At 67.9% G+C, this 20001-nt stretch carries 19 protein-coding genes and 1 pseudogene; 12 read left to right on the top strand and 8 right to left on the bottom strand.

What is annotated here, in order from left to right; translation table 11 throughout:
* Window positions 1–3: 3 nt before the first annotated feature.
* Window positions 4–2826, bottom strand: a complete 2823-nt coding sequence (gene cas9 / locus F0357_RS00695) for a type II CRISPR RNA-guided endonuclease Cas9 (RefSeq protein WP_208948147.1) — start codon at window positions 2824–2826, stop codon at window positions 4–6.
* Between the two features lie 49 nt (window positions 2827–2875).
* Window positions 2876–3313, bottom strand: a pseudogene (gene cas9 / locus F0357_RS25395) (type II CRISPR RNA-guided endonuclease Cas9); the annotation flags it as partial.
* A gap of 319 nt (window positions 3314–3632) precedes the next feature.
* Between cas9 (F0357_RS25395) and dusA the strand changes: the two are divergent.
* Window positions 3633–4643, top strand: a complete 1011-nt coding sequence (gene dusA / locus F0357_RS00690; protein WP_153477641.1) for a tRNA dihydrouridine(20/20a) synthase DusA — start codon at window positions 3633–3635, stop codon at window positions 4641–4643.
* Here dusA and F0357_RS00685 read toward each other — a convergent pair.
* The 3 genes from F0357_RS00685 to F0357_RS00675 are packed head-to-tail and all read right to left on the bottom strand — an operon-like array spanning window position 4593 to window position 6405.
* Window positions 4593–5327, bottom strand: a complete 735-nt coding sequence (locus F0357_RS00685) for a retropepsin-like aspartic protease family protein (RefSeq protein WP_153477639.1) — start codon at window positions 5325–5327, stop codon at window positions 4593–4595. The two genes, dusA and F0357_RS00685, sit on opposite strands and share 51 nt — an antisense overlap.
* Window positions 5324–5563 carry a DUF1289 domain-containing protein gene (locus F0357_RS00680; protein ID WP_153477637.1) on the bottom strand — a complete coding sequence of 80 codons (240 nt, stop codon included), beginning with the start codon at window positions 5561–5563 and terminating at the stop codon, window positions 5324–5326. Before F0357_RS00680 ends, F0357_RS00685 begins: the two co-directional genes overlap by 4 nt.
* Window positions 5564–5586: 23 nt before the next feature.
* Complete coding sequence (locus F0357_RS00675) at window positions 5587–6405, bottom strand: adenosylcobinamide-GDP ribazoletransferase (RefSeq protein WP_246161282.1); 819 nt, start codon at window positions 6403–6405, stop codon at window positions 5587–5589.
* Between the two features lie 220 nt (window positions 6406–6625).
* Between F0357_RS00675 and cobT the strand changes: the two genes are divergently transcribed.
* The 3 genes from cobT (at window position 6626) to F0357_RS00660 (ending at window position 9005) form a co-directional block, all read left to right on the top strand.
* Window positions 6626–7657, top strand: coding sequence for a nicotinate-nucleotide--dimethylbenzimidazole phosphoribosyltransferase (gene cobT / locus F0357_RS00670; RefSeq protein ID WP_153477635.1), 1032 nt, complete (start codon window positions 6626–6628; stop codon window positions 7655–7657).
* Between the two features lie 141 nt (window positions 7658–7798).
* Complete coding sequence (locus tag F0357_RS00665) at window positions 7799–8407, top strand: uracil-DNA glycosylase family protein (protein WP_153477632.1); 609 nt, start codon at window positions 7799–7801, stop codon at window positions 8405–8407.
* A 112-nt stretch (window positions 8408–8519) separates the two neighbouring features.
* Complete coding sequence (locus F0357_RS00660) at window positions 8520–9005, top strand: Lrp/AsnC family transcriptional regulator (protein ID WP_312861663.1); 486 nt, start codon at window positions 8520–8522, stop codon at window positions 9003–9005.
* Window positions 9006–9025: 20 nt separating this feature from the next.
* On the opposite strand, the gene mobA is transcribed toward F0357_RS00660, so the two are convergent.
* On the bottom strand, window positions 9026–9634 hold the full coding sequence (gene mobA / locus F0357_RS00655) for a molybdenum cofactor guanylyltransferase MobA (RefSeq protein ID WP_312861394.1): 609 nt from the start codon (window positions 9632–9634) through the stop codon (window positions 9026–9028).
* A gap of 198 nt (window positions 9635–9832) precedes the next feature.
* Here mobA and apbC point away from each other — a divergent pair, with 198 nt between their 5' ends.
* Window positions 9833–11017 carry an iron-sulfur cluster carrier protein ApbC gene (apbC, locus tag F0357_RS00650; protein ID WP_312861393.1) on the top strand — a complete coding sequence of 395 codons (1185 nt, stop codon included), beginning with the start codon at window positions 9833–9835 and terminating at the stop codon, window positions 11015–11017.
* 32 nt (window positions 11018–11049) lie between these two features.
* Here the strand turns inward: apbC and F0357_RS00645 are convergent, their stop codons facing one another.
* Window positions 11050–11907 carry a class I SAM-dependent methyltransferase gene (locus tag F0357_RS00645; RefSeq protein WP_153477626.1) on the bottom strand — a complete coding sequence of 286 codons (858 nt, stop codon included), beginning with the start codon at window positions 11905–11907 and terminating at the stop codon, window positions 11050–11052.
* 161 nt (window positions 11908–12068) lie between these two features.
* Here F0357_RS00645 and F0357_RS00640 point away from each other — a divergent pair, with 161 nt between their 5' ends.
* Complete coding sequence (locus F0357_RS00640; protein WP_153477624.1) at window positions 12069–12896, top strand: helix-turn-helix transcriptional regulator; 828 nt, start codon at window positions 12069–12071, stop codon at window positions 12894–12896.
* Between the two features lie 3 nt (window positions 12897–12899).
* On the opposite strand, the gene moaA is transcribed toward F0357_RS00640, so the two are convergent.
* Window positions 12900–13922 (bottom strand): GTP 3',8-cyclase MoaA, encoded by a 1023-nt coding sequence (gene moaA, locus F0357_RS00635; RefSeq protein ID WP_153477622.1) that lies wholly within the window; start codon window positions 13920–13922, stop codon window positions 12900–12902.
* Window positions 13923–14139: 217 nt separating this feature from the next.
* Between moaA and F0357_RS00630 the strand changes: the two genes are divergently transcribed.
* From F0357_RS00630 to F0357_RS00605, 6 genes are all read left to right on the top strand, one after another.
* The gene (locus F0357_RS00630; protein ID WP_153477620.1) at window positions 14140–14523 is read left to right on the top strand and encodes a gamma-butyrobetaine hydroxylase family protein; all 384 of its coding nucleotides are present in this window, start codon (window positions 14140–14142) and stop codon (window positions 14521–14523) included.
* 11 nt (window positions 14524–14534) lie between these two features.
* Window positions 14535–15284, top strand: coding sequence for a hypothetical protein (locus F0357_RS00625; RefSeq protein WP_153477618.1), 750 nt, complete (start codon window positions 14535–14537; stop codon window positions 15282–15284).
* A 95-nt stretch (window positions 15285–15379) separates the two neighbouring features.
* Window positions 15380–15946: a methyltransferase family protein gene (locus tag F0357_RS00620; protein WP_153477616.1), complete on the top strand. Its 567-nt coding sequence runs from the start codon at window positions 15380–15382 to the stop codon at window positions 15944–15946.
* 13 nt (window positions 15947–15959) lie between these two features.
* Complete coding sequence (locus F0357_RS00615; RefSeq protein WP_208948145.1) at window positions 15960–16766, top strand: HD domain-containing protein; 807 nt, start codon at window positions 15960–15962, stop codon at window positions 16764–16766.
* A 102-nt stretch (window positions 16767–16868) separates the two neighbouring features.
* Entirely contained in the window at window positions 16869–17276 is a 408-nt protein-coding gene (locus F0357_RS00610) for a DUF2000 family protein (RefSeq protein WP_153477612.1), read from the top strand.
* A 186-nt stretch (window positions 17277–17462) separates the two neighbouring features.
* Entirely contained in the window at window positions 17463–19961 is a 2499-nt protein-coding gene (locus F0357_RS00605) for a type VI secretion system Vgr family protein (protein WP_153477610.1), read from the top strand.
* The last annotated feature ends 40 nt before the right edge of the window (window positions 19962–20001 follow it).

Raw genomic sequence — 20001 nt, 5'->3', positions numbered from 1 at the left:
GCCTCAACGTCTCGTTCGCCGCTTCGTCTTGCGTGCGGGGAAGCCGGGATCGAGCACGCGCCCGAGTTCGTCCACCCGCACCTGCCGCGCCTTGGACGCCTTCAGTGACGAGGCGGAGACGTAGAGGTAGCGGAACGGATCGTTCGGATCGCCGTCACGCGCCTTGAGCCGGCCGCCTTCGTTGGGCGGGGCGAGGGTGATCTGCTTGTCGGAGAACTTCACCACCCGGTAGAGCCGCCGCTCACCGTCGATCTCGAGAGCCACGATGTCGTCGCGGTGGAGCGAAAGCACCTTTCGGGCGGTCGGGCAGGCGGCGCGGACCGGCGAAACCCGGCCCGGCTGGTGCGCCTCGAACATCGAGACCGCTTCCGCCTGCCAGCGTCCGTCCGGTCCCTCCCACACGTCATAGCGATCGTTGCTGTCCCCCTTGTAGGCCTTGTAGGGCCGCCCCTCGCGGTCGCGGATCGGGATGACCTTCAGCGGCTCGACGATCCGGACCCGGCGGATGCCGTGGAACTGCAGCGGCCCCAACTCGCCGAAGCGGCGCAGCCTCTCGGGGAAGGCTTTAGGGTCGGTCTCCAGCGTGAAGGCGCGCAAGGCCTCGCGGAGGTCCGGATCGCAAACGCCCCGATCGGGATCGTCGCCGAGGTGCGACGGCTCGATGCTGGTGATCGGAATGCGATGGACGACGATCGGGACACCGTTGTCGCGGACGCGACCGGTGAGGCCGTAAGCGGTATCGTTGTGCAGCCGGCCCGCGGTCTGATCGCGCCCGTTCGGCAAGCCGGCCTTGGAGGTCGTGCCGTGGTCGGGGCGGTGGCTGGCGATCGTGCGCGCGAGGGCTGAGGAAAGGTCCTCGCGGAAGCCGGGCCACGGGTCCGATACGATGACCCGTTCGCGGCCCTCGGCGCCGTCGCGGCCGCTGTCCCGGGCGATCCGGTTCAGCATGGCGCGGTCGGTGATCCCGATCACGAAGGCGTCGATGGCGTGATGCCGGTGGTCCAGCCGGTTCTTTTCCTGCAAGGCGCCGCCGCCGATATTGTCGTCGGGAAGCAGGCCGTTGAGACCGAGCTTGCGGCGGATCAACTCCGTGAGACGCCCCGGCAGAACCCAGACATGGTTCGATCCTTCCCCTCTCTCGGGATAGAGGGTGCCGAGATATTCCGCCGCAAGGCGCGAGATATATTGGGTGTCGACGAGTTGGCGCGCCGCGAACCCGCCTTCCGCCTCGAACGTCTCCAGCGCGTCGGGCTCGAAGCGGCGGCGTTTGCCCGGCGGCAATTTCGCGGCGCGCGCGGCGATCGCGTCCCACGAGGCGTCCGGTCCGAAGTGGGCCTCGAGGTCGTGCCGGGCTTCATAGGGCGAGCGTTTGCGCTTGAGCCGGTTCGCCTCGCGCAGGACGAGCACCAGATTGTCCTTGGAATCGTCGAGCGTCGCCGAGAACGGCAGGATGTGATCGACCTCCACCGAGCCGTCGAACAGCATGCTTGCCGAGATCTGCCGGCCCGAATAGACGCAGCGCCGGTCGATCACGTCGCCGCCGCCGAGCTCTTCCCACAATTTCAGCATCGCCCGGTTGGCGCCGGTGTCCGGCTGGCCGAGCTCGCGGAGCTTTTCGGAGCGCCGTTCGGCGGCCCGGCGGTTGCGGTCGTTCTCGGCGTTGATCTCGCGCTTCCGCTCCTCGGTGAATTTGAGATCGCGGGCGAGTTCGACGGCGATGTCCTTCGGCAGGCCGAAGCTGCGGATCAGCCGGTTGATCACTCGCCGGATCTGGTTGAGGGCGATGTGGACGGTCGGGTTGGTGACGCGGCCGATGCGGACATCCTCCGCGTCCGCCGGGTCGCCGGTGCCGGGCATGATGTGACGCGCCAGGGGCACGCCGTAATAGGGCAGGGCGGGCGGCTCTCCATCACCGCGGACGGCGCCGTCGTCTGAGCGGAAATCGCTGTGGTGGTAGCCCGCCCTCGCTGCGGCCTCGCTGTAGACGACGACGTCGGCCTCGAGCTCCTCGATCAGAGCCGTCGTCGCCGTCGGGCCGAAGCGGCCGAAGCCGACGGGGAGCTCGATACGGGCCACGGCCTTGGCCTGATCCACGGTGAGCGCCCAGGCGTCGACGAGCCAGGCGATGAGGGTTTCCTCGTCCTCTTCGTCGCGCAGCCGCGCGATGATCGCCCATTGGGTGTCCGGCGAGAGGGTCGTCCACCGGGGGCCAAACCGCTTCTTGTCCGCAAACTGGGCCCGAATCACATCGCCGGCGATGTCGGTGCGACTTTGGCTCTCCTGGCGAAAGCGTGTGCCGGGCGCCAGCCACAGGCTCTTGCGCAGCGACTCGAACGAGACCTTCCGCTTGTCCTGAAGCTTCAGGACGGCGAGATCGCGCTCCGCGCGGTCGAGGGGGCGCACGAAGCCGTCCGGGGCGATGACCCGCAGCGCATTGACGTCCTCGAAAAGCCGACGGCGTTGGAACAGGGGGTGTGCCTTGGGGAGACGCTCCTCGCTCGGCTCGAGCGTGCATCGCCCGACCGGCGGCGCACGCAAGGGGCGCTGAAAGAATACGATCTCGTGCAGCTTTTCCCGCACCGCCTCGGTCATCAGCTCCGGGTGATAGGCCGCCTGGGCCTCGAAGAGGTGCTGAAATTCGTCCTCGATGAGATCGCGGCTCGGATAGAACTCGTATTCGGCGCCGCGCCCGCCGTCGGCGGTTGCGGGGCGGAGCCGGGTGCGCACGCTCGCGACGGGCGCGTGCTTCTCGGGCCGCGCCGGATCGGGCGCCGTCTGGCGGCGCCAATGCAGGAATTCGCCGAGGGTGCGCGCCGCTCTCGGCAATGGCGGCGCGCAGCCGGTCGACGCCGACGGCGATCTTGCCGGCCTCCTGGTCGTCCCGCCGGTCGGTCTTGCGGTTGGACCGGAAGCCGCGGCGCTGGTTGAGGTGGAAGAAGGCGCGACCGATCTCGTGCGGGGCGAGGGGGCCGTCCAAGGCTTTCGCCCGCAGGCCGTAAGGGTCGAGTTTTTCGAGCGCCTTTCGGTCGGCGGGATCAGACGGGAAAAGGCCCGCCTCGCTGAGCGCGCGGATCAGGGCCCCGCGGCGGCGCAGAAAGCGATCGCGCCGTCGCCTCATGGCGCGCGCGGCGCGCCGCGCGATGGCGAGGGACGCGTTCGACTTCGCCTCCCGCCCATCGGAAAAGACGCGCGTGCCGAGGCCGAGGATCTGGTCGGGCTCGCCGTTCCGGCCGAGCCGCAGCACGCACCAGCCGATCGAGTGGGTTCCGACATCGAGGGCGAAACGACAGGTTTCGCGGTAAAGTCGTAGCATCATGGAGCCTCCCCTTATGGGAGGTTAGGGCGACCCGTCTGTTTCGGGCAATGCCCTAGGCGTCACCGCGTATCGACGATCGCGCTCGGCTACGACGCTCTTGACGGCAGCGGCGCCTCGCTTATTTTTATTCGAACAGAGATCGTGGTCCGGCGGTTAACAAGCGCTCGATCGCACCAGATAAGGGCGGCGCTCCGGCGCCGCCTTTTTTGTTCCGGCTCTGCCGGATGGATTGAAGGGGCGCCTCGACGAGCATCGGTGGCGCCGTCTAAGGGATGTCGCCGCACCGCGATCCCCCACCGAGAGACTTTCAGCGGCCATGCCTTACCCCGCGCACCGATTTTCCGTCGCGCCGATGATGGAGTGGACGGACCGGCATTGCCGGGTGTTCCACCGGCTGCTGACGCGTCGGGCGCTGCTCTATACGGAGATGGTCACGGCCCAGGCGGTCATTCATGGGCCGCGGGAGAGGCTGCTCGGCTTTTCGCAGAGCGAGCATCCGGTCGCACTGCAGCTCGGCGGCAGCGAGCCGAAGGCGCTGGCCGAGGCCGCGCGGATCGCGGCGGATTGGGGCTACGACGAGATCAACCTCAATTGCGGCTGCCCCTCCGACCGGGTGCAGGACGGCCGCTTCGGCGCCTGCCTGATGGCCGAGCCCGCCCTCGTCGCCGACTGCGTCGCGGCGATGAAGGCGGCGGTCGAGGTGCCGGTGACCGTCAAGTGCCGGATCGGCATCGACGACCAGGACCCGGAAGCGGCGCTCGATGCGCTCGTCGAGGCGGTCGCGGCCGCCGGCACCGACGCGGTCTGGGTCCATGCTCGAAAAGCCTGGCTCAAGGGGCTGAGCCCCAAGGAGAACCGCACCATCCCGCCGCTCGATTATGACCGGGTGCGCCGGCTCAAGGCGCGGCGGCCCGATCTCTTCATCGGCATCAACGGCGGCATCGCCGATCTCGACACGGCGGAGGCGCTCGCCGCCGAACTCGACGGCGTGATGCTCGGTCGCGCGGCCTATCAGAATCCGGGGCTGCTCGCCGCCGTCGACCGCCGCTTCTACGGCGCCGAGGCGGACACCGACGTTTTCGCGGCGGTGGAGGACTTCCTCGCCTATGCCGAGGCGAGGCTCGGCGAGGGCGTGCCGCTCCAGGCGATGACGCGCCACATCCTCGGCCTCTTCGCCGGCCGGCCCGGCGCGCGGCGCTGGCGGCAGATCCTCACCGTCGAATCCCACAAGCCGGGGGCCGGCACGGAGGTGATCCGCGCCGCGCTCGCCGCCCTCTCAGCGCGGGGTGAGGGTGAGTTCGTCGCCGGAGACGGCGTAGCCGCCTAGCCGGTTGAGGAAGGTGAGGCCGAGCAGGCTCGTCTCGACCGCCCCGGCGCGGGCGACGAGCGCCGGCACCGCCTTCTCCGTGATGCCCCCGATCGAGACCGTGTCGAGGACGACCGCCGCCGCGCGGGCCTCGCCGTTCGCCGTCATTACCGGCTGGTCGTAGCGCAGGGCGTCGACGTCGAGCCCGGCCGCGGCGGCGTCGCGCGCGGTGAGGACGACGGCGCTCGCGCCGGTGTCGACGACGAAGGTGATCGGCGTGCCGTCGACGCTACCGTCGGCGACGAAATGACCGCCGGCGCCGCGGGCGATCGAGACTTTGCCCGAGATCGGATCGGTCACCGCCATGCCCGGCACCAGCACCGCGAGGGTGCGCTGGGCGACGAAACCGAGCTCGGAGCGGAAGCCGTAGAGAACCACCAGGAAGAGGCCGATCGCGACCCAAGTGAGGAGATCGCGCAGGCTGCGGCCGAGCCGGCGGCCCGGTCCCATCGCCGTGACGAGGAAGACGGCGAGGAGCGCGATCAGCGCGACTGCGCTCGGCCAGCGCCGGTCCATCGAGACGAACGGCAGCCCGCCGTCCGCGGCGGGCGGGCCGCCGCCGACGAAGAAAGCGACGACGGCGCCGAGGCAGATGAGGCCCAGGATGGCGGCGACGATCAAGCGGAACGGCGCGCGGCCCTTCATGCGGCGTGCTCCCGCGACGGGGGTGGTGGCGCGTCCGCGGCGCGGTCGGACGGCCCGGCAAGGCGGGCGGCAAGGCCCGCCATGATCGTCCGCCGCTCCCGCTCGCTCAAGCGTGCCCAAGCGGCGATCTCGGCGAGCGTGCGGCCGCAGCCGACGCAGACGCCACGGCCCTCGTCGAGCCGGCAGAGCCGGCGGCAGGGGCTCGAAGGGATCGCAAGGTCGTCGGCTAGATCCATGATTCGATGCGAAATTCCCAGGTTCACCGCGCTGCCACGAAGGTGACGAGGAGCGCGATCTCGGCCGCCTGCTGGGTGGCGCCGGCGACGTCGCCGGTCTGTCCGCCGATCTCCCGTTCGGCGAGGCCGGCGATACCGAGGGTGACGGCGACCGCGATGACGAGGCCGATCAGCGGCGCCAGCAGCCCGAAGGCGGGGCCGAGGATGAGGAGCGCCATCAGGGCGGCGACCAGGATGGCGTTGGCGAAATCGCCGCCGGAGGGACGGCCGGCGCTGGCGGAGAGGCCGCCCGGCCGGGCCGGCGGCAGCAACGCCATCACGCCGATCGCGGCGAGGCGGGAGAGCGATTGGCCGCCGAGCAGGCCCGCGATCGCCGTCCACGGCCCGGCGGCGTCGACCAAGGCGGCGAGCGAGATGGTGCGGATCAGGATCGAGAGCACGAGCCCGGCCGCGCCATAGGCGCCGATGCGGCTGTCGCGCATGATCTCGAGCTTGCGTTCCCGCGTGCGGCCGCCGCCGAAGCCGTCGAGGGTGTCGGAGAGGCCGTCCTCGTGGAGCGCGCCGGTGGTCGCGACGAGGGCGAGCACGGCAAGCGCCCCGGCGAGCAGGCCGGGGAGGGCGAGGGCGTGGCCGATCCACAGCACCACGGCGCCCGGCAGCGCGACGAGCGCGCCGGCGACCGGCACCGCCCAGGCCATGCGGGCCATCGACGGCGGCGCGGCGGGATCGTCCTCGGCGACGATATGGGGCACCGGCAGGCGCGAGAAGAAGCGCATCGCGCCCGCGAGTTCGGCGATGCGCCGCCGCGCCATCGCTGTCGGATGAGAATCGCTGTCGCTCAAGACCCCGTCCGCCTGATGATCGCCCGCCTTTATGAAGCGCCCCGCCTTTATCGCCCGGTCCGCCCTCCGCTGCCAAATGCTATCGGTGGGGCGGACACGCAAGTCCGGCCGGCGGCGGGCGCCGCGGGCATGGCCCGCCTGCGGATTTCGGGCTATGGATGCCGCCCCGCGGTGGGGCGCCGAGCGCCCCGCATCGCCCCTTTGTCTCCGAGGTTCTCCGATGTCCGACCCGATCCCGTCCGCCGATCCGCTCGACGACCTGCGCGCTTTGATCCGCGGGGCGCCGGGGCCGGACCGCGGCGCGGTCGCGGCGGCGCGGGCGCGCGACGCCGAGCTCACCAAGCCGGCGGGCTCCCTCGGCCGGCTCGAGGAGATCGTCGAATGGCTGGCGGCCTGGCAGGGCCGCACCCCGCCGGCGATCCACCATCCCCTCGTCGCCGTGTTCGCCGCCAATCACGGCGTCGCCGAACGGGGCGTCTCGGCCTATCCGGCCTCGGTGACGAAGCAGATGGTGGCGAACTTCGCGGCGGGCGGGGCGGCGATCAACCAGATCTGCATCGCCGAGGACATCAGCCTCAAGGTGTTCGAGCTCGCCCTCGACGTGCCGACGCCGGACATCACGGTGGCGGACGCCTTCGACCGCACCGGCTTCGTCGCCACCGTCGCCTTCGGCATGGAGGCGATCTCGGGGGGCATCGATCTCCTCTGCCTCGGTGAGATGGGCATCGCCAACACGACCGTCGCCGCCGCCGTCCATTATGCGCTCTATGGCGGCAGCGCCGAGGATTGGGTCGGCCGCGGCACCGGGGTCGACGACGAGGGCCTCGCCCGCAAGCGGGCCGCCGTCGAGGCGGCGGTCGCCCGGCTCGACGGCGAGCGCGACGGCCTCGAGGTGCTGCGCCACGTCGGCGGCCGCGAGATCGCGGCGATGGCGGGCGCCATCCTCGCCGCGCGCCATCAGCGCATTCCGGTGATCGTCGACGGCTACGTGACGACCGCGGCGGCGGCGGCGCTGCACGCCATCGATCCCCACGCCATCGACCATTGCCTGTTCAGCCATCTCTCCGTCGAGCCGGGCCACCGCCGCGTGCTGGAGCGGCTCGGGGTGAAGCCGCTGCTCGATCTCGGGCTGAGGCTCGGGGAGGGGACCGGCGCGGCCCTCGCCGCCGGCATCGTGAAGTCGGCCGTGCGCATCCATGCCGGCATGGCGACGTTCTCCTCCGCCGGCGTGTCCGAGCGCGGGGTGCATTGAGGCTGATCCCCGCGCTCATGCTGCGGACTTTCCGCGTCGCTGCGCTGGCAACCGGCGCGGCGACGCCTACATCGCTGGCATGACCACCGTCTTCGTCTCCCCCTCGAGGTCCCCGCGCCGGCCGGCGATCCCGACGGCGCGCTGGCGGACTTGGTGCGGGATATCACGGCCTGCCGCGTCTGCGCCGTCGCGCCGCGCGGAGCGCCGCTGCCGCATGAGCCGCGGCCGGTTCTGCGGCCTTCGACGACGGCGCGGATCTGCATCGTGGGTCAGGCGCCGGGCACCCGCGTCCATGCGAGCGGCACGCCGTTCACCGATCCGTCCGGCGACCGGCTCCGGGCATGGCTCGGCGTCGATTCGGAGACCTTCTACGACACCCGCCGCATCGCCATCGTGCCGATGGGGTTCTGCTTTCCCGGCCTCGACGCGGCGGGGTCCGATCTGCCGCCGCGGCCGGAATGCGCACCGCTCTGGCAGGCGCGCGTCTTCGCGGCCATGCCGCAGCTCGAATTGATCGTCGCCGTCGGCGGCTACGCCCAGCGCTTCCACATCGGCCGCAGCGCCACCAACGTCACGAGCACGGTCGCCGATTGGCGCGCGATCCTGGCGCGGCCGGGGCGACCGCAGGTCTTCCCGCTGCCGCATCCCTCCTGGCGCAACAGCGGCTGGCTGAAGCGGCACCCCTGGTTCGAAACCGAGCTCTTGCCCGATCTGCGCGCAACCGTTGCGCGTCTCCTCGCCGGATTTTAAGCCGGAGCGGGAGGAGCCTTATTCCCCTTGCATAGTCTATTATATCTATGTATTTCCTATTTTCACGTGATCTCGCTATGAAATTAGAAATTCATTCTCCGGGCGCCCCATGATCGATCGTACCGACCGCAAAATCCTCTCCATCCTCCAGGAGGACAGCACGGTTCCCGTGGCGGAGATCGCCCGCCGTGTCGGACTGTCGACCACGCCCTGCTGGCGCCGCATCCAAAAGCTCGAGGAAGATCGGGTCATCACCGGGCGCGTCGCGCTGCTCGACCCGGTGAAGGTCAACGCGCCTGTCACTGCCTTCGTCGCGATCGTCACCAGCCAGCACTCCCAGGACTGGCTCGCACGCTTCGCGCAAGTCATTCAGGAATTCCCGGAAGTCGTTGAATTCTATCGCATGGCCGGCTCGGTGGATTATCTCCTCCGGGTGGTGGTGCCGGACATCGCGGCCTATGACACGTTCTATAAGAAGCTGATCTCGAAGATCGAGATTTCCGACGTCAGCACCACCTTCGCGATGGAGCAGATCAAGTACACGACGGCCCTGCCGCTCGGTTACATCCCGCTCGAGAAATCCCGCTCAGTCGAATGATCTGACGAGGATTTCCCGAATCACCGGATCGCTGCGAGCCGCTCGGCCACGGCGAGATCGGCGGGTGTGTTCAGGTTGATGAACGGATCGATGTCCTCCCCCTCGATCACCAGTGGCGGGAAATCGACCTCCACGATCGGATGCGTGCCGAGCCAGGCATTGACGCGGCGGGTCTCATTCGCCGCGAGCCAGCGTTCCAAATCTGCCGCGAGCGCGGTCGGGATCAAGGCCGCGACCGGGTGCCGGCCCGTCACCGTACGGGCGACCGCGATTCGGTCCGCCGGCGCCGCGGCCGTGAGGCGGGCCACGAAGTCCTCCGGTACGAACGGCGAATCGACCGGCACGGTGGCGAGCTGCGCAGCGCCGGCTGTGCGTGCCCACGCGAGGCCCGCAGCGATGCCCGCGAGCGGGCCCTGGAAGCCGGCATGATGATCTTTGAGGACCGGCACGCCGAGTTCTCCGAATGCGCCCTCCGGGCCGTTGGCGTTGAGCGCGAGGAGATCGACCTGGGGACGCAGTCGGCGCAGCCCGCGCGCCGCAAGCGTTTCGCCGCCGAGCACGATCGACGCCTTGTCGCGGCCCATGCGGCGCGACAGCCCACCCGCGAGCACCAGCCCAGCGATCGTCACGGGCAGCGTCCTTCATCGGGTGAGGGGGCCGGGATCATCGCAGGGTTGCTCGATGGAGGTGGCGCGGGACGCCCGCGGGGAGGCGCATATGTCGCCCACTACGCGGTCGCTGTCGATCCCGCGAGCGCAATCCACACCGCCCGGATTGAAAGATGGCGCGGGCACACTAGGTTGACGCCGCTGAACCTGGAGAGTGACGTGGCTGACGTGAGCAAAGAGGCGGTCATCGCCCGCCTGAAGACGATCCCCGGCCCGGACGGGCACGGCGACCTCATTTCGCTCGGGCTCGTGTCGGACGTCTTCGTCTCCGATGGCCGGGTCGCCTTTTCCATCACCGTTCCGGCCGACCGCGCGCGCGATCTCGAGCCGCTGCGCCTCGCCGCCGAGCGGACGGTGCTGGCGATTCCCGGCGTCGAGCGGGCCATGGTGGCGCTGACCGCCGAACGCGGCCCGGGCGCCGCGCCGCGGCCCGCCGCCGCCCACTCTCATGGGCCGGGCCATTCCCATGCCCACGGCCCCGGCCACAGCCATGGTCCGCAGGGTGGCGCGCAGCAGCCCGCCGGTCCGGCGCCGAAGGCCGGCGTGCCGGGCGTCGGCGCGCTGATCGCCGTCGCCTCGGGCAAGGGCGGCGTCGGCAAGTCGACGACCGCGGTAAACCTCGCGCTGGCGCTTCAGGCCGAGGGCAAGCGGGTCGGCATCCTCGATGCGGACATCTACGGTCCCTCGGTGCCGAAGCTGCTCGGTCTCAGCGGCCGGCCGGAGGTCGTCAACGGCCGCACGCTGGTGCCGCTCGTCGCTCACGGGCTCAAAGCCATGTCGATCGGCTTCCTCATCGAGGAGGGCACGCCGATGATCTGGCGCGGGCCGATGGTGGTCTCGGCGCTGCGCCAGATGCTGATCGACGTGGCCTGGGGCACGCTGGACGTGCTGATCATCGACATGCCGCCCGGCACCGGCGACGTGCAGTTGAGCCTCGCCCAGCAGGTCCCGATCACCGGCGCGGTGATTGTCTCGACGCCGCAGGATCTGGCGCTGCTCGACGCCCGCAAGGGCCTCGCGATGTTCCAGAAGGTCGAGGTGCCGGTGCTCGGCATCGTCGAGAACATGAGCACCTTCATCTGCCCGCACTGCGGCGGCCGCTCCGATATCTTCGGCCACGGCGGCGCGCGGGACGAGGCGACGCGGCTGGGCGTGCCCTTCCTCGGCGAAATTCCGCTGGCGATGCCGATCCGCGAGCGCTCGGACGCCGGAACGCCGATCGTCGCCGCCGAGCCCGACGGTCCGCATGCTGCGGCGTTCCGCGCCGTCGCCCGCGCCGCCTGGGCCGAGGTCGAGCATGCCCGCGGCCACGGCCGCAAGGCGCCGGCGATCGTCATCGAGTGAGACGCGAACGCCGGCGCGTATGATGGTCGCCGTCAGACGGCGACCGCCTCGAGCGTCATCGTGTCGAAGGTGAAGGTGCCGTCGGCCTCGAAGGCGAAATAGGACTTCACCTCCTCGGGGACGGCGGCCTGGAGCGAACGGATCGCCTCGGCATGGAGCGCCGGGGTGCGGATGCGCGCGATCCACGGCGCGAACTCGATCCGGAGCCGCCGCGGCGTCACCTTGCCGGCGGCGAAGCCCGCCTTCGTCACCGCGCGGATCCACTCGTCGATGGAATAATTGCGGACGTGCGAGGGATCGCGCAGGAGCTCCATCGCCTGCAGGAAGGTGTCGAGCAACGGGACTCCCGGCGAACAGACATCGATGAAGACGCCGCGGCCACCGCGCTTGGTCACCCGGCGCGCCTCGGCGAGCGCCGCGTCGAGATCGCCCCAATGGTGGGCGCTCATGCGGGTCGCGACGACGCAGAAGCTGGCGTCCGCAAAGGGCAGGCTCTCGGCGCGCCCCGCCTCGGTGCGGATGTTGGTGAGACCCCGCCGCGCCGCCTCGGCCGCCACCGCCGCCAGCATCTCGCGGGAGAGATCGTAGGCGACCACCTCGTCGCGCACGTGGGGCGCGGCGGCAAAGCTCATGTGGCCGCCGCCGCAGCCGAGATCGAGCACCGTCTTCGCCGGCAGATCGCGGACGATCGCCGCGAACTGATCGAGATCCGTGCCGCGGGAATGGACGAGGCTCGTCACGTAGGCGGCGGCCTGGGGACCGAACTGGGAATCGACCAGCGCCGCGAGAGTGCGCGGGGCGCTCGCAGCGTTTGCGGGGTGGGGAACGGCGTCGGAGGTTTCGGCCTGCGCCGAGTGGTTTTCGGCCTGCGCCGAGGCCTGGGCTGTCATGGTCACGTACCTTCTGTGCGCCGGTCGCCCGGCATCGTTTCGGGGCCCGGTCGATCGGGCTTGGGTCTGCTCGCGGCTCCTTGTGGCGATCGAGCCCGCACAGAAAGGCGCCGATTTAAAACTGGTACAAGATGAACGTTTATCCTGGTATCCGAGATGCCATGACGAACGCCCCGCCCGCAACACCTCCAACCGCTGCGCCGCGCGCCGAGCTCGGCGCCTTCCTGCGGGCGCATCGGGCCCGCATCACGCCGGAAATGGCCGGCCTGCCCGCGGGAGCGCGGCGGCGCACGCCCGGCCTGCGTCGTGAGGAGGTCGCGCACCTCGCTGGCATCAGCGCCACCTGGTTCACCTGGATGGAGCAGGGCCGGGACGTTTCGATCTCGCCCCATGCGCTGGCACGGCTCGCGATCGTTCTGCGCCTGACCCGGGCCGAGCGCACCTATCTGTTCGATCTCGCCGGCAAGCGCGATCCGGACGGCGACGGCGCGGCGGGGCCTGACGGGCTCGCCGGCGAGGTGCGTGCCGCGGTCGAGACCATCGCCGCCCCGGCTTATGTGCTCGACGCGACCGCCACCGCGCTCGCCTGGAACACAGCCGCCGCGAACCTCTTCCGCGGTTGGCTCGATGCGTCAGCAAGCGAGCGTAACCTGCTGCGATTCCTGATTCTCGATCCGGCCGCTCGTCGCCTCATCCCGGACTTCGAAGATCGGGTCCGCCGGGTCGTAGCGGAGTTCCGCGCCGATTTCGGCCGCCACCCGGACGATCCGCGCTTCGCCGCCCTCGTGGCGAGCCTCAGGCGCGACAGCCCGCTTTTCGCACGGCTGTGGGACGAACAGGCGGTGCATGCGCGGGAAGGGGGCTTGCGCCGCTTTCTCCATCCCGAGCGCGGGCCGCTCGCTTTCCGACAGGTGACCTTCCACCTCGCCGCGCGGGACGACCTGAAGCTTTCGATCCTGGTGCCCGCAGACGCAGACGCGGCGGCTTGAGGGCTAGCCGCCGGTCGTCGACATATGGCGGGCGAGGGCGGGCGCCCGGGCACGGCCGATGACGAAATCGTGCCCCTTCGGCTTGCGCCCGATCGCCTCGGCGATGGCCGCCTGGAGCAGGTCGTCGCCTTCGCTCGCCCGGAGCGGCGCACGCAGGTCGGCGGCGTCCTCTTGGCCGAGGCACATGAACAGCGTGCCGGTGCAGGTCACCCGCACGCGATTGCAGGCCTCGCAGAAATTGTGCGTCATCGGCGTGATGAAGCCGATCCGGCCTCCGGTCTCGGCGACCGAGACGTAGCGGGCCGGGCCGCCGGTGCGCAGCGGCAGATCGGTGAGCGTATAGCGCTCGGCGAGGCGGGCGCGGACGAGATCGAGCGGCAGATAATGTTCGGTCCGGTCGGCCTCGACCTCGCCGAGCGGCATCGTCTCGATGAGGGTCAGGTCGTAGCCGTGGGCGTGGCACCATTCGAGCAGCGACGGGATCTCGTGCTCGTTCTGATCTTTGAGCGCCACCGCGTTGATCTTGATGTGAATTCCAGCCTTGTCCGCCGCCTCGATTCCGGCGAGGACGACGGCGAGGTCGCCCCGGCGGGTCAAGTGGCGGAAGCGGTCCGGATCGAGGGTGTCGAGCGAAACGTTGATGCGGCGGACGCCGACGTCGGCGAGCTCGGCCGCATATTTGCCGAGCTGCGAGCCGTTGGTGGTCAGCGTCAGTTCCTCGAGCGCACCGGAGGCGAGGTGGCGCGACAGCGCCCGAAACAGGCTCATCACGTTCCGCCGCACCAGCGGCTCGCCGCCGGTGATGCGCAGCTTGCGCACCCCGACGCCGACGAAGGCCGAGCACAGCCGATCGAGTTCTTCGAGGGTGAGCAGTTCCTGCTTCGGCAGGAACGTCATGTCTTCCGCCATGCAATAGAGGCAGCGGAAATCGCATCGATCGGTCACCGAGACCCGCAGATAGGAGATGCGCCGGCCGAACGGATCGACGAGGGCGGGAGAGGCGGGTCGGGTCGGCGGATGCAGCATCGAGCGGGCTCTTGTTCGGCGGGCTCTTGTTCAGCGAGGGTCTCGTCGGATATGCGCTTTCGCTCGCGCCGGGTCCGTCTCTCTGGCGAACCGCGTGCCGCAATGATATCGGCCTTTGACGGCGCTCTGACAAGGCGCGAGGCCCGCTCCGGGCCGCGCGGCCCGATCACGATCCTTTTGGCGGGATCACGGCGTGCGAGCGCGGGAGACGACACGGATGACAACGGAATCGGCATCGACGACGTCGGCTTGGCCGACCGAAATCCGTCTGAAGGCGGACAAGCGCACGCTGGTGGTCGGCTTCGACGACAATCGGGCTTTCGAGATCCCCGCCGAGCTTCTCAGGGTGCGCTCGCCGTCTGCCGAGGTGCAGGGCCACAGCCCGGCGGAACGCAAACTCGTGCCCGGCATGGCGGACATCACCATCACCCGCATCGAGCCGGTCGGCAGCTATGCCGTGCGGCTCGTGTTCGCGGACGGCCATTCGACCGGCATCTACACGTGGTCCTATCTGCGCGAGGCCGGAGAGAAGACCGCCGACCTCATGCAGGCCTACCTCGCCGAGCTGGAAACGGCCGGCCTTTCTCGCCACCACCGATAACCAAAGCCATCATGCCAATCCCTGAGACGTCGATCTCGTCCGACGACATCACTATCCGCCGACTCGGCCCCGATTTCCTCGAGCCGGTCTTCCAGATGCACAATTGCGTCTACGAAGAAATCCACTGCAACGACCTCTACCGGGCGCGGGACCACGACCACATCGCCGACGTCTTCGACGAGGACGGCATGTGCTTCGGCGCGTTCCTCGCTGGGCGTCTGGTCGGCTACAGCAGCGTGCGTTTTCCGTATGAGGACAGCGAAGGCCTCGCGGCGCAGCTCGGCTTCGCGCCGTCGCACTTGCGCTATATCGGCGAATGCGACGCCTCGTGCGTGCTGCCGGAAGCGCGGGGCAGGCGGCTCCAGGAGCGCCTCATTGAAGTGCGAGCTCGGGGCAGCCTCACGCGCGGCCGCGTGCTCGGCATGGCGATCGTCGGCCCGGCGAACGTCTACAGTCTGCGCAACTTCCTGCAATACGGCATGCGCGGCGTCGCCCTGTATCGGATCCCGAGCGGCGAAGACCGCATGGTCATGGCGCGCGACCATTCCGAACTGCTGACGCGGACCGAGACGAAGCGTGAACGCCGGCCGGTCGGGATCTCGCGGGACGAGATCGTGGCCATCCTCAAGTCCGGCGGCCAGCTCGACCGCGTGTTCCAGGACCGCGACGGCTGGTCCTACGAGTTCGTGTGGTTCGCCGACGTTACCGACGAGCGTTCCTGGGTGAAGGCCTTCAACGCGAAGGACTTCTTCGGCGTTTAGACGGCGGGTCCGATCGATCCAACGGAGCATCGGACCGGACGGAGCCCGCTCGCCACGGGCGACTTGGCGCAGGCAGAAATGCGCGGAGGATCAGGATGATACCGGCCTTTCTTCTACCGTTGATGTGGCTCGCGTGGGTGGTGTCGTGGACGTTCGCGGCACGCTGGTCGAGCGCCGCGCGGCGAACCGAAAGCCTGCGGACGTCGCTCTGGTACCGCGCGCTTCTCGTGGTCGGTGCGCTCCTCATCATCGTGCCGGGTGCCGCCGGCTGGGTGCCGCGGCTATGGCCGACGCCGCCGGCGGCGATGGCCGTGATCGATCTCGTCGCGTTCGCCGGCTTTGCCTTCTGCTGGTGGGCGCGACTGCATCTCGGCCGGCTATGGTCGGCCTCTGTGACCATCAAGGCGGATCACCGCGTCGTCGACAGCGGGCCTTACGGTCTGGTGCGCCATCCGATCTATACCGGCGTCATCCTGGCACTTCTGGCTTCGGTCGCGGCGAGCGCGACGTTGCCGGCGATCGTCGGTGGCGTGGTGATGATCGCGGGCTTCACGGTGAAGGCGCGGCTCGAGGAAGCTCTGCTGCGCGCAGAGCTCGGGGCCGCGGCCTACGACGCTTATGCGGCCCGCGTGCCGATGCTGGTGCCGTTCGCGCCACGCTGAGCGCACCGGGGGATTGGAACGCGGGGCGGCCAACGCGGGGGGCACTCGGTATGGGGATAAGTTCCATAATCCAGATTATGCGATATCGATCGATGGGCGGGCAGAGGGCCGGAATGGTCTGCGAGCCGCGAACGATGCCGACATGTTCCGCCGGTCCGAGCGTCAGCCGATGACGCATGGGCTCCCCCCAGATCCGCCTTTCACCGGAGCCGACGCCGAGCGCATCGTCGACACGCTCACGCTGGCCGAGCGTTTGAAAACTGAGATGCGCCACAGTTGGCTGTCGAACGGACGCCACGAGAGCGTGGCCGAGCACACCTGGCTGATGTCCGTCGCAGCCGTTCTGATGGCGCCGCATCTCGAGCATCCCGTCGACCTCGGTCACACGCTCGCGCTGATCGCGCTGCACGACATCGCCGAAGCCATCACCGGCGACATTCCCTCCTTCGAGGAAAGCCCACGCAAGGCCACGAAGCTCGCAGATGAGACCGCGGCGGTCGCCCGGATCCGGGCGATGCTTCCCGCCGCCTCCGGCGACCTCATGGTGCGGCTTTGGCGCGAATACGAGGACGGCGAAACGGCGGAAGCGAAGTTCGCCCGCGCCCTCGACAAGCTGGAGGTCCAGCACCAGCACAATCTGGCGGCCCTTGAGACCTGGACCGAACAGGAGTTCGGTCTGGTCTACACCAAGATGGATCGCGAATGCGCCCACGACGGGGCTTTGCGGACGCTGCTCGCGATCATCCGCTCCCGCGCGGAGCGGAAGCTGCGGGACGGCGGCTTCGACCCGGCAGAGATCAGGGCGCGCGCGTCCGGATGAGACGCGAACGAGTCGTGACCAGATCGTGCGTGCCGCCCGCGTGATGCGTCGGGACGAACCGGTTATGATGTAACGGTGGATCATGCCGCCGTGGAGTTCGCCTTGTTCGATACCAAGATCGCCATCCTGGTTTTGGAAGATCTGCCGGTCTGGCAGAAGCTGAACGTCACCGCCTTCCTGGCCTCTGGAATCGCCGGCATTGCGCCCGAGGCCATGGGAGAACCTTATGCCGACGCCGCCGATCGCCCCTATGCGGCGCTGCTCGGCCAGCCGATCCTCGTCTTTGCGGCCTCGTCGGAGGTTCTGCTGCGCGCCCGCGACCAGGCGCTCGAGCGCGATCTCGCACGTGCCGCCTATGTGAGAGCCATGTTCTCGACGGGGTACGACGCAGCGAACCGCGAGGCCTTCCGGGCCGAGCCCATCGACGCACCCGACCTGGTTGGCCTCGCGATCCGCGGTGCGAAGAAGGACGTCGACAAAGCCGTCAAGGGCGCGCGCTTACATCCCTGAAGCGCTTTTGCCCCGCCCCCGCTCGCCTCTCTGACACGCCGTCTCTTGGGCGCCGGCAATTCCTATCCTCGCAATAAGCTGAATTGATACCCAATTTGAGTACCAAGCCACCGTCTCCCTTCACATCGATGCAATAGTTGCGGCCCAACGTCCGCCGTTGCTTCGTGATGCTTTGGGGAGCGAGCGATGATTGGTAGACGAGTCGATGTTAGCCTTGGTCTTTCGGCGCACACGCTGGACGGTCTCGATATCTATGTCACCGCGATCGAAGGACACGAACGGATCTCCGAGCTGTTCCGCTACGAGGTCGATTTCCTCTGCAACGTCCTCATCCACCCCGCGGTTCTGCTCGGCCAGAAGGCCACGCTGACGATCGACGCGGACGGACACCGTCACACGGTCCACGGGATCGTCACCGAGTTCTCGACCGGCGACGCGACCTCCGGCGGCGATTTCGCCTATCAGGCGGTTCTGTCGCCGCGCCTCGGCCTGCTCGATCTCAACCGACAGAGCGTGATCTACGGCACCGCGAACCCGATCACGGTGAGCGACCTCGTCGAAGACGTGCTCAACCACGCGACCGGCACCTCCGGCATCCGCCATGAGCGGCGATTGCGCGGGCGATACGAAGCCCGCTCCCAGATCGTCCAATATGCCGAGAGCGATCTCGCCTTCGTTCAGCGGCAATGCGAGCACGAAGGCATCTTCTTCTTCTTCGAGCACGACGGCCAATCAGAGACGGTCGTGTTCGGCGACAGGAATGACGCTTGCAAGAAGATCGACATCGACGGCGCCGACGCCGTCGCCTTCAACAGCAAGCGCGGCGCCTCCCGGGCGAGCGACCACGCCGTGACGCGCTTTCGGGCGGTCTCCCGCCAGGTGTCTCGCCAAGTCAGCCTGCGGGACTACAACGACACGATGCCGACGCCGACGCTCGCAGCGACCAGCAAGCCCGTTACGATCCCGAGCTTCGGCAAGGTTATCGAATACGGCGACCACTTCGCGACCGAGGAAGAAGGCAAGAAGCTCGCGACCATCCGCGCGGAGGAATTCGCCTGTCGCGGCACAATCTATATCGGCGAGAGCAACGTGCCCTATCTGCGGGCCGGCACCGTTTTCACGCTGACGCACCACCCGTTCGATTCGAAGCCGGTCCAATATCTCGTCGTGTCTGCCCGGCACAGCGTCTCGGTTCCGCCGCCTTCGGCCTTCGCCCCCCTACCCTTCAGCCACGAGGCGCGGTCGGCGAAGCCGTACACCAACGTGATCGAGTGCATCGAGTTCAAGACGCCGTTCCGCCCCGAGCGCAAAACCCCGCGCCCGCGCATACCCGGTCTCGTCACCGCGACGATCGATGCCACGGAGGCCGACAAGGCACGCGGCTGGATAGATGACAAGGGTCGCTACAAGGTTCGCTTCGATTTCGACGACGGGCCGTACCGCGCCGGCGATTCGAGCGAGTACGTTCGCCGGTCACAGCCCTATCTAGGCCCCAACACCAGCGGCATGCACTTTCCCCTCGTGAAGGACACCGAGGTGGTGGTGAGCTACCTGAACGGCGATCCGGACCGGCCGATCGTGATCGGCGCGGTAGCGAACGCATCCCGTCCAGATCCCGTCACCAAGAAGAACCATACGGTGAACCGCATCGAGACCGCCGCCAACGTGCGGCTCGAGATCGATGATCGTATGGTGCAGCCGGCTGGCGCGCCCACCGAAACGCCCTTCTTTCGGGTGGACGTGCCGGCGCAGGTCGGAGGGCGTTCGTTCACCGGCACCTATCTCAGGCTCGGACAGGCGGTGCCTTCGGACGAGACGGCACTCGTGCCGATGGCCGATGGCACGTCGGCGAGCGGAGGAACGCCGGAAGACGGGGCGTTGCTCTACACGAACGAGGCGCTTGCCGTGAACGTCGCCGGGACCGCGACGCACACCTATGGCACCGGCTATTCGACCACGACGACGAGCGGGTCTTCGACGCACAGCGTCAAGAACGGCGATTACAGCCTCGATGTCGGTGGCAAGATCGATGAAACCGCACGTGGAGATATCAATCTGACGTGTTATGGAAATATTGCCATAAAGACGAACAAGGACGGCGCAGATGGTTCCGGCGGCGATCTCACTGAGAATATTGACGGTCATTATACACTAACGGTAGCTGGAGATCTTAAAAAAATTTCAAGCGCAAGCCATTCGTCTACTACATACGGGGATTACGATACACTAACTTATGGAAACTATCATAGCACAACGTTAGGAATAAATTTCAGCACAAGACTGACTCTCGATTTTGCTGTAAATATTGGGATACAGTCAAAATTATGCATTGGAGGAGAGGTGAAGGCCTCATTTATACAAGATACAAAGTTCGTTGCAGGTTTAAATACAACGATAGTATGCGGATTTGATGTGAAGTTAGTTGCTGGAAACAACAATCAATGGATGTCTAATAGCTTTAAGTCAGTAGTCGATGCGGATATAAAATTTGCGAATTACGATATAAAGAGAGTTAACGTAGATTACAAAATCTCACAGGCAAATTATAATAAAACAATTGTCGAGTTTGTGGAATCAATCTCAATGAATGATCGGCGATCATTCAATGTTGCGAAGAGGATGATATCCACAAATACAGATGATATTGCTGCTTTCATGAGTAAAGTTCTGATATCTGCCGGTTGAGAATACTCTGTTTGGTGATTGCACATCGGCCGCAGTGCTT

The sequence above is a fragment of the Segnochrobactrum spirostomi genome (genome assembly GCF_009600605.1).
In the GTDB taxonomy this organism is placed as follows: Bacteria; Pseudomonadota; Alphaproteobacteria; order Rhizobiales; family Segnochrobactraceae; genus Segnochrobactrum; species Segnochrobactrum spirostomi.
The sequence above is the reverse complement of the archived record's forward strand: the minus strand, read 5'-3'. Positions and strand labels throughout refer to the sequence as shown.

Coding starts and splice junctions, on each gene's coding strand:
- moaA (WP_153477622.1), bottom strand. CDS start 13,922: ATGCTGCATCCGCCGACCCGACCCGCCTCTCCCGCCCTCGTCGATCCG.
- F0357_RS00620 (WP_153477616.1), top strand. CDS start 15,380: ATGATACCGGCCTTTCTTCTACCGTTGATGTGGCTCGCGTGGGTGGTG.
- F0357_RS00630 (WP_153477620.1), top strand. CDS start 14,140: ATGACAACGGAATCGGCATCGACGACGTCGGCTTGGCCGACCGAAATC.
- F0357_RS00625 (WP_153477618.1), top strand. CDS start 14,535: ATGCCAATCCCTGAGACGTCGATCTCGTCCGACGACATCACTATCCGC.
- F0357_RS00605 (WP_153477610.1), top strand. CDS start 17,463: ATGATTGGTAGACGAGTCGATGTTAGCCTTGGTCTTTCGGCGCACACG.
- F0357_RS00680 (WP_153477637.1), bottom strand. CDS start 5,563: ATGGATCTAGCCGACGACCTTGCGATCCCTTCGAGCCCCTGCCGCCGG.
- F0357_RS00685 (WP_153477639.1), bottom strand. CDS start 5,327: ATGAAGGGCCGCGCGCCGTTCCGCTTGATCGTCGCCGCCATCCTGGGC.
- cobT (WP_153477635.1), top strand. CDS start 6,626: ATGTCCGACCCGATCCCGTCCGCCGATCCGCTCGACGACCTGCGCGCT.
- F0357_RS00645 (WP_153477626.1), bottom strand. CDS start 11,907: ATGACAGCCCAGGCCTCGGCGCAGGCCGAAAACCACTCGGCGCAGGCC.
- dusA (WP_153477641.1), top strand. CDS start 3,633: ATGCCTTACCCCGCGCACCGATTTTCCGTCGCGCCGATGATGGAGTGG.
- F0357_RS00640 (WP_153477624.1), top strand. CDS start 12,069: ATGACGAACGCCCCGCCCGCAACACCTCCAACCGCTGCGCCGCGCGCC.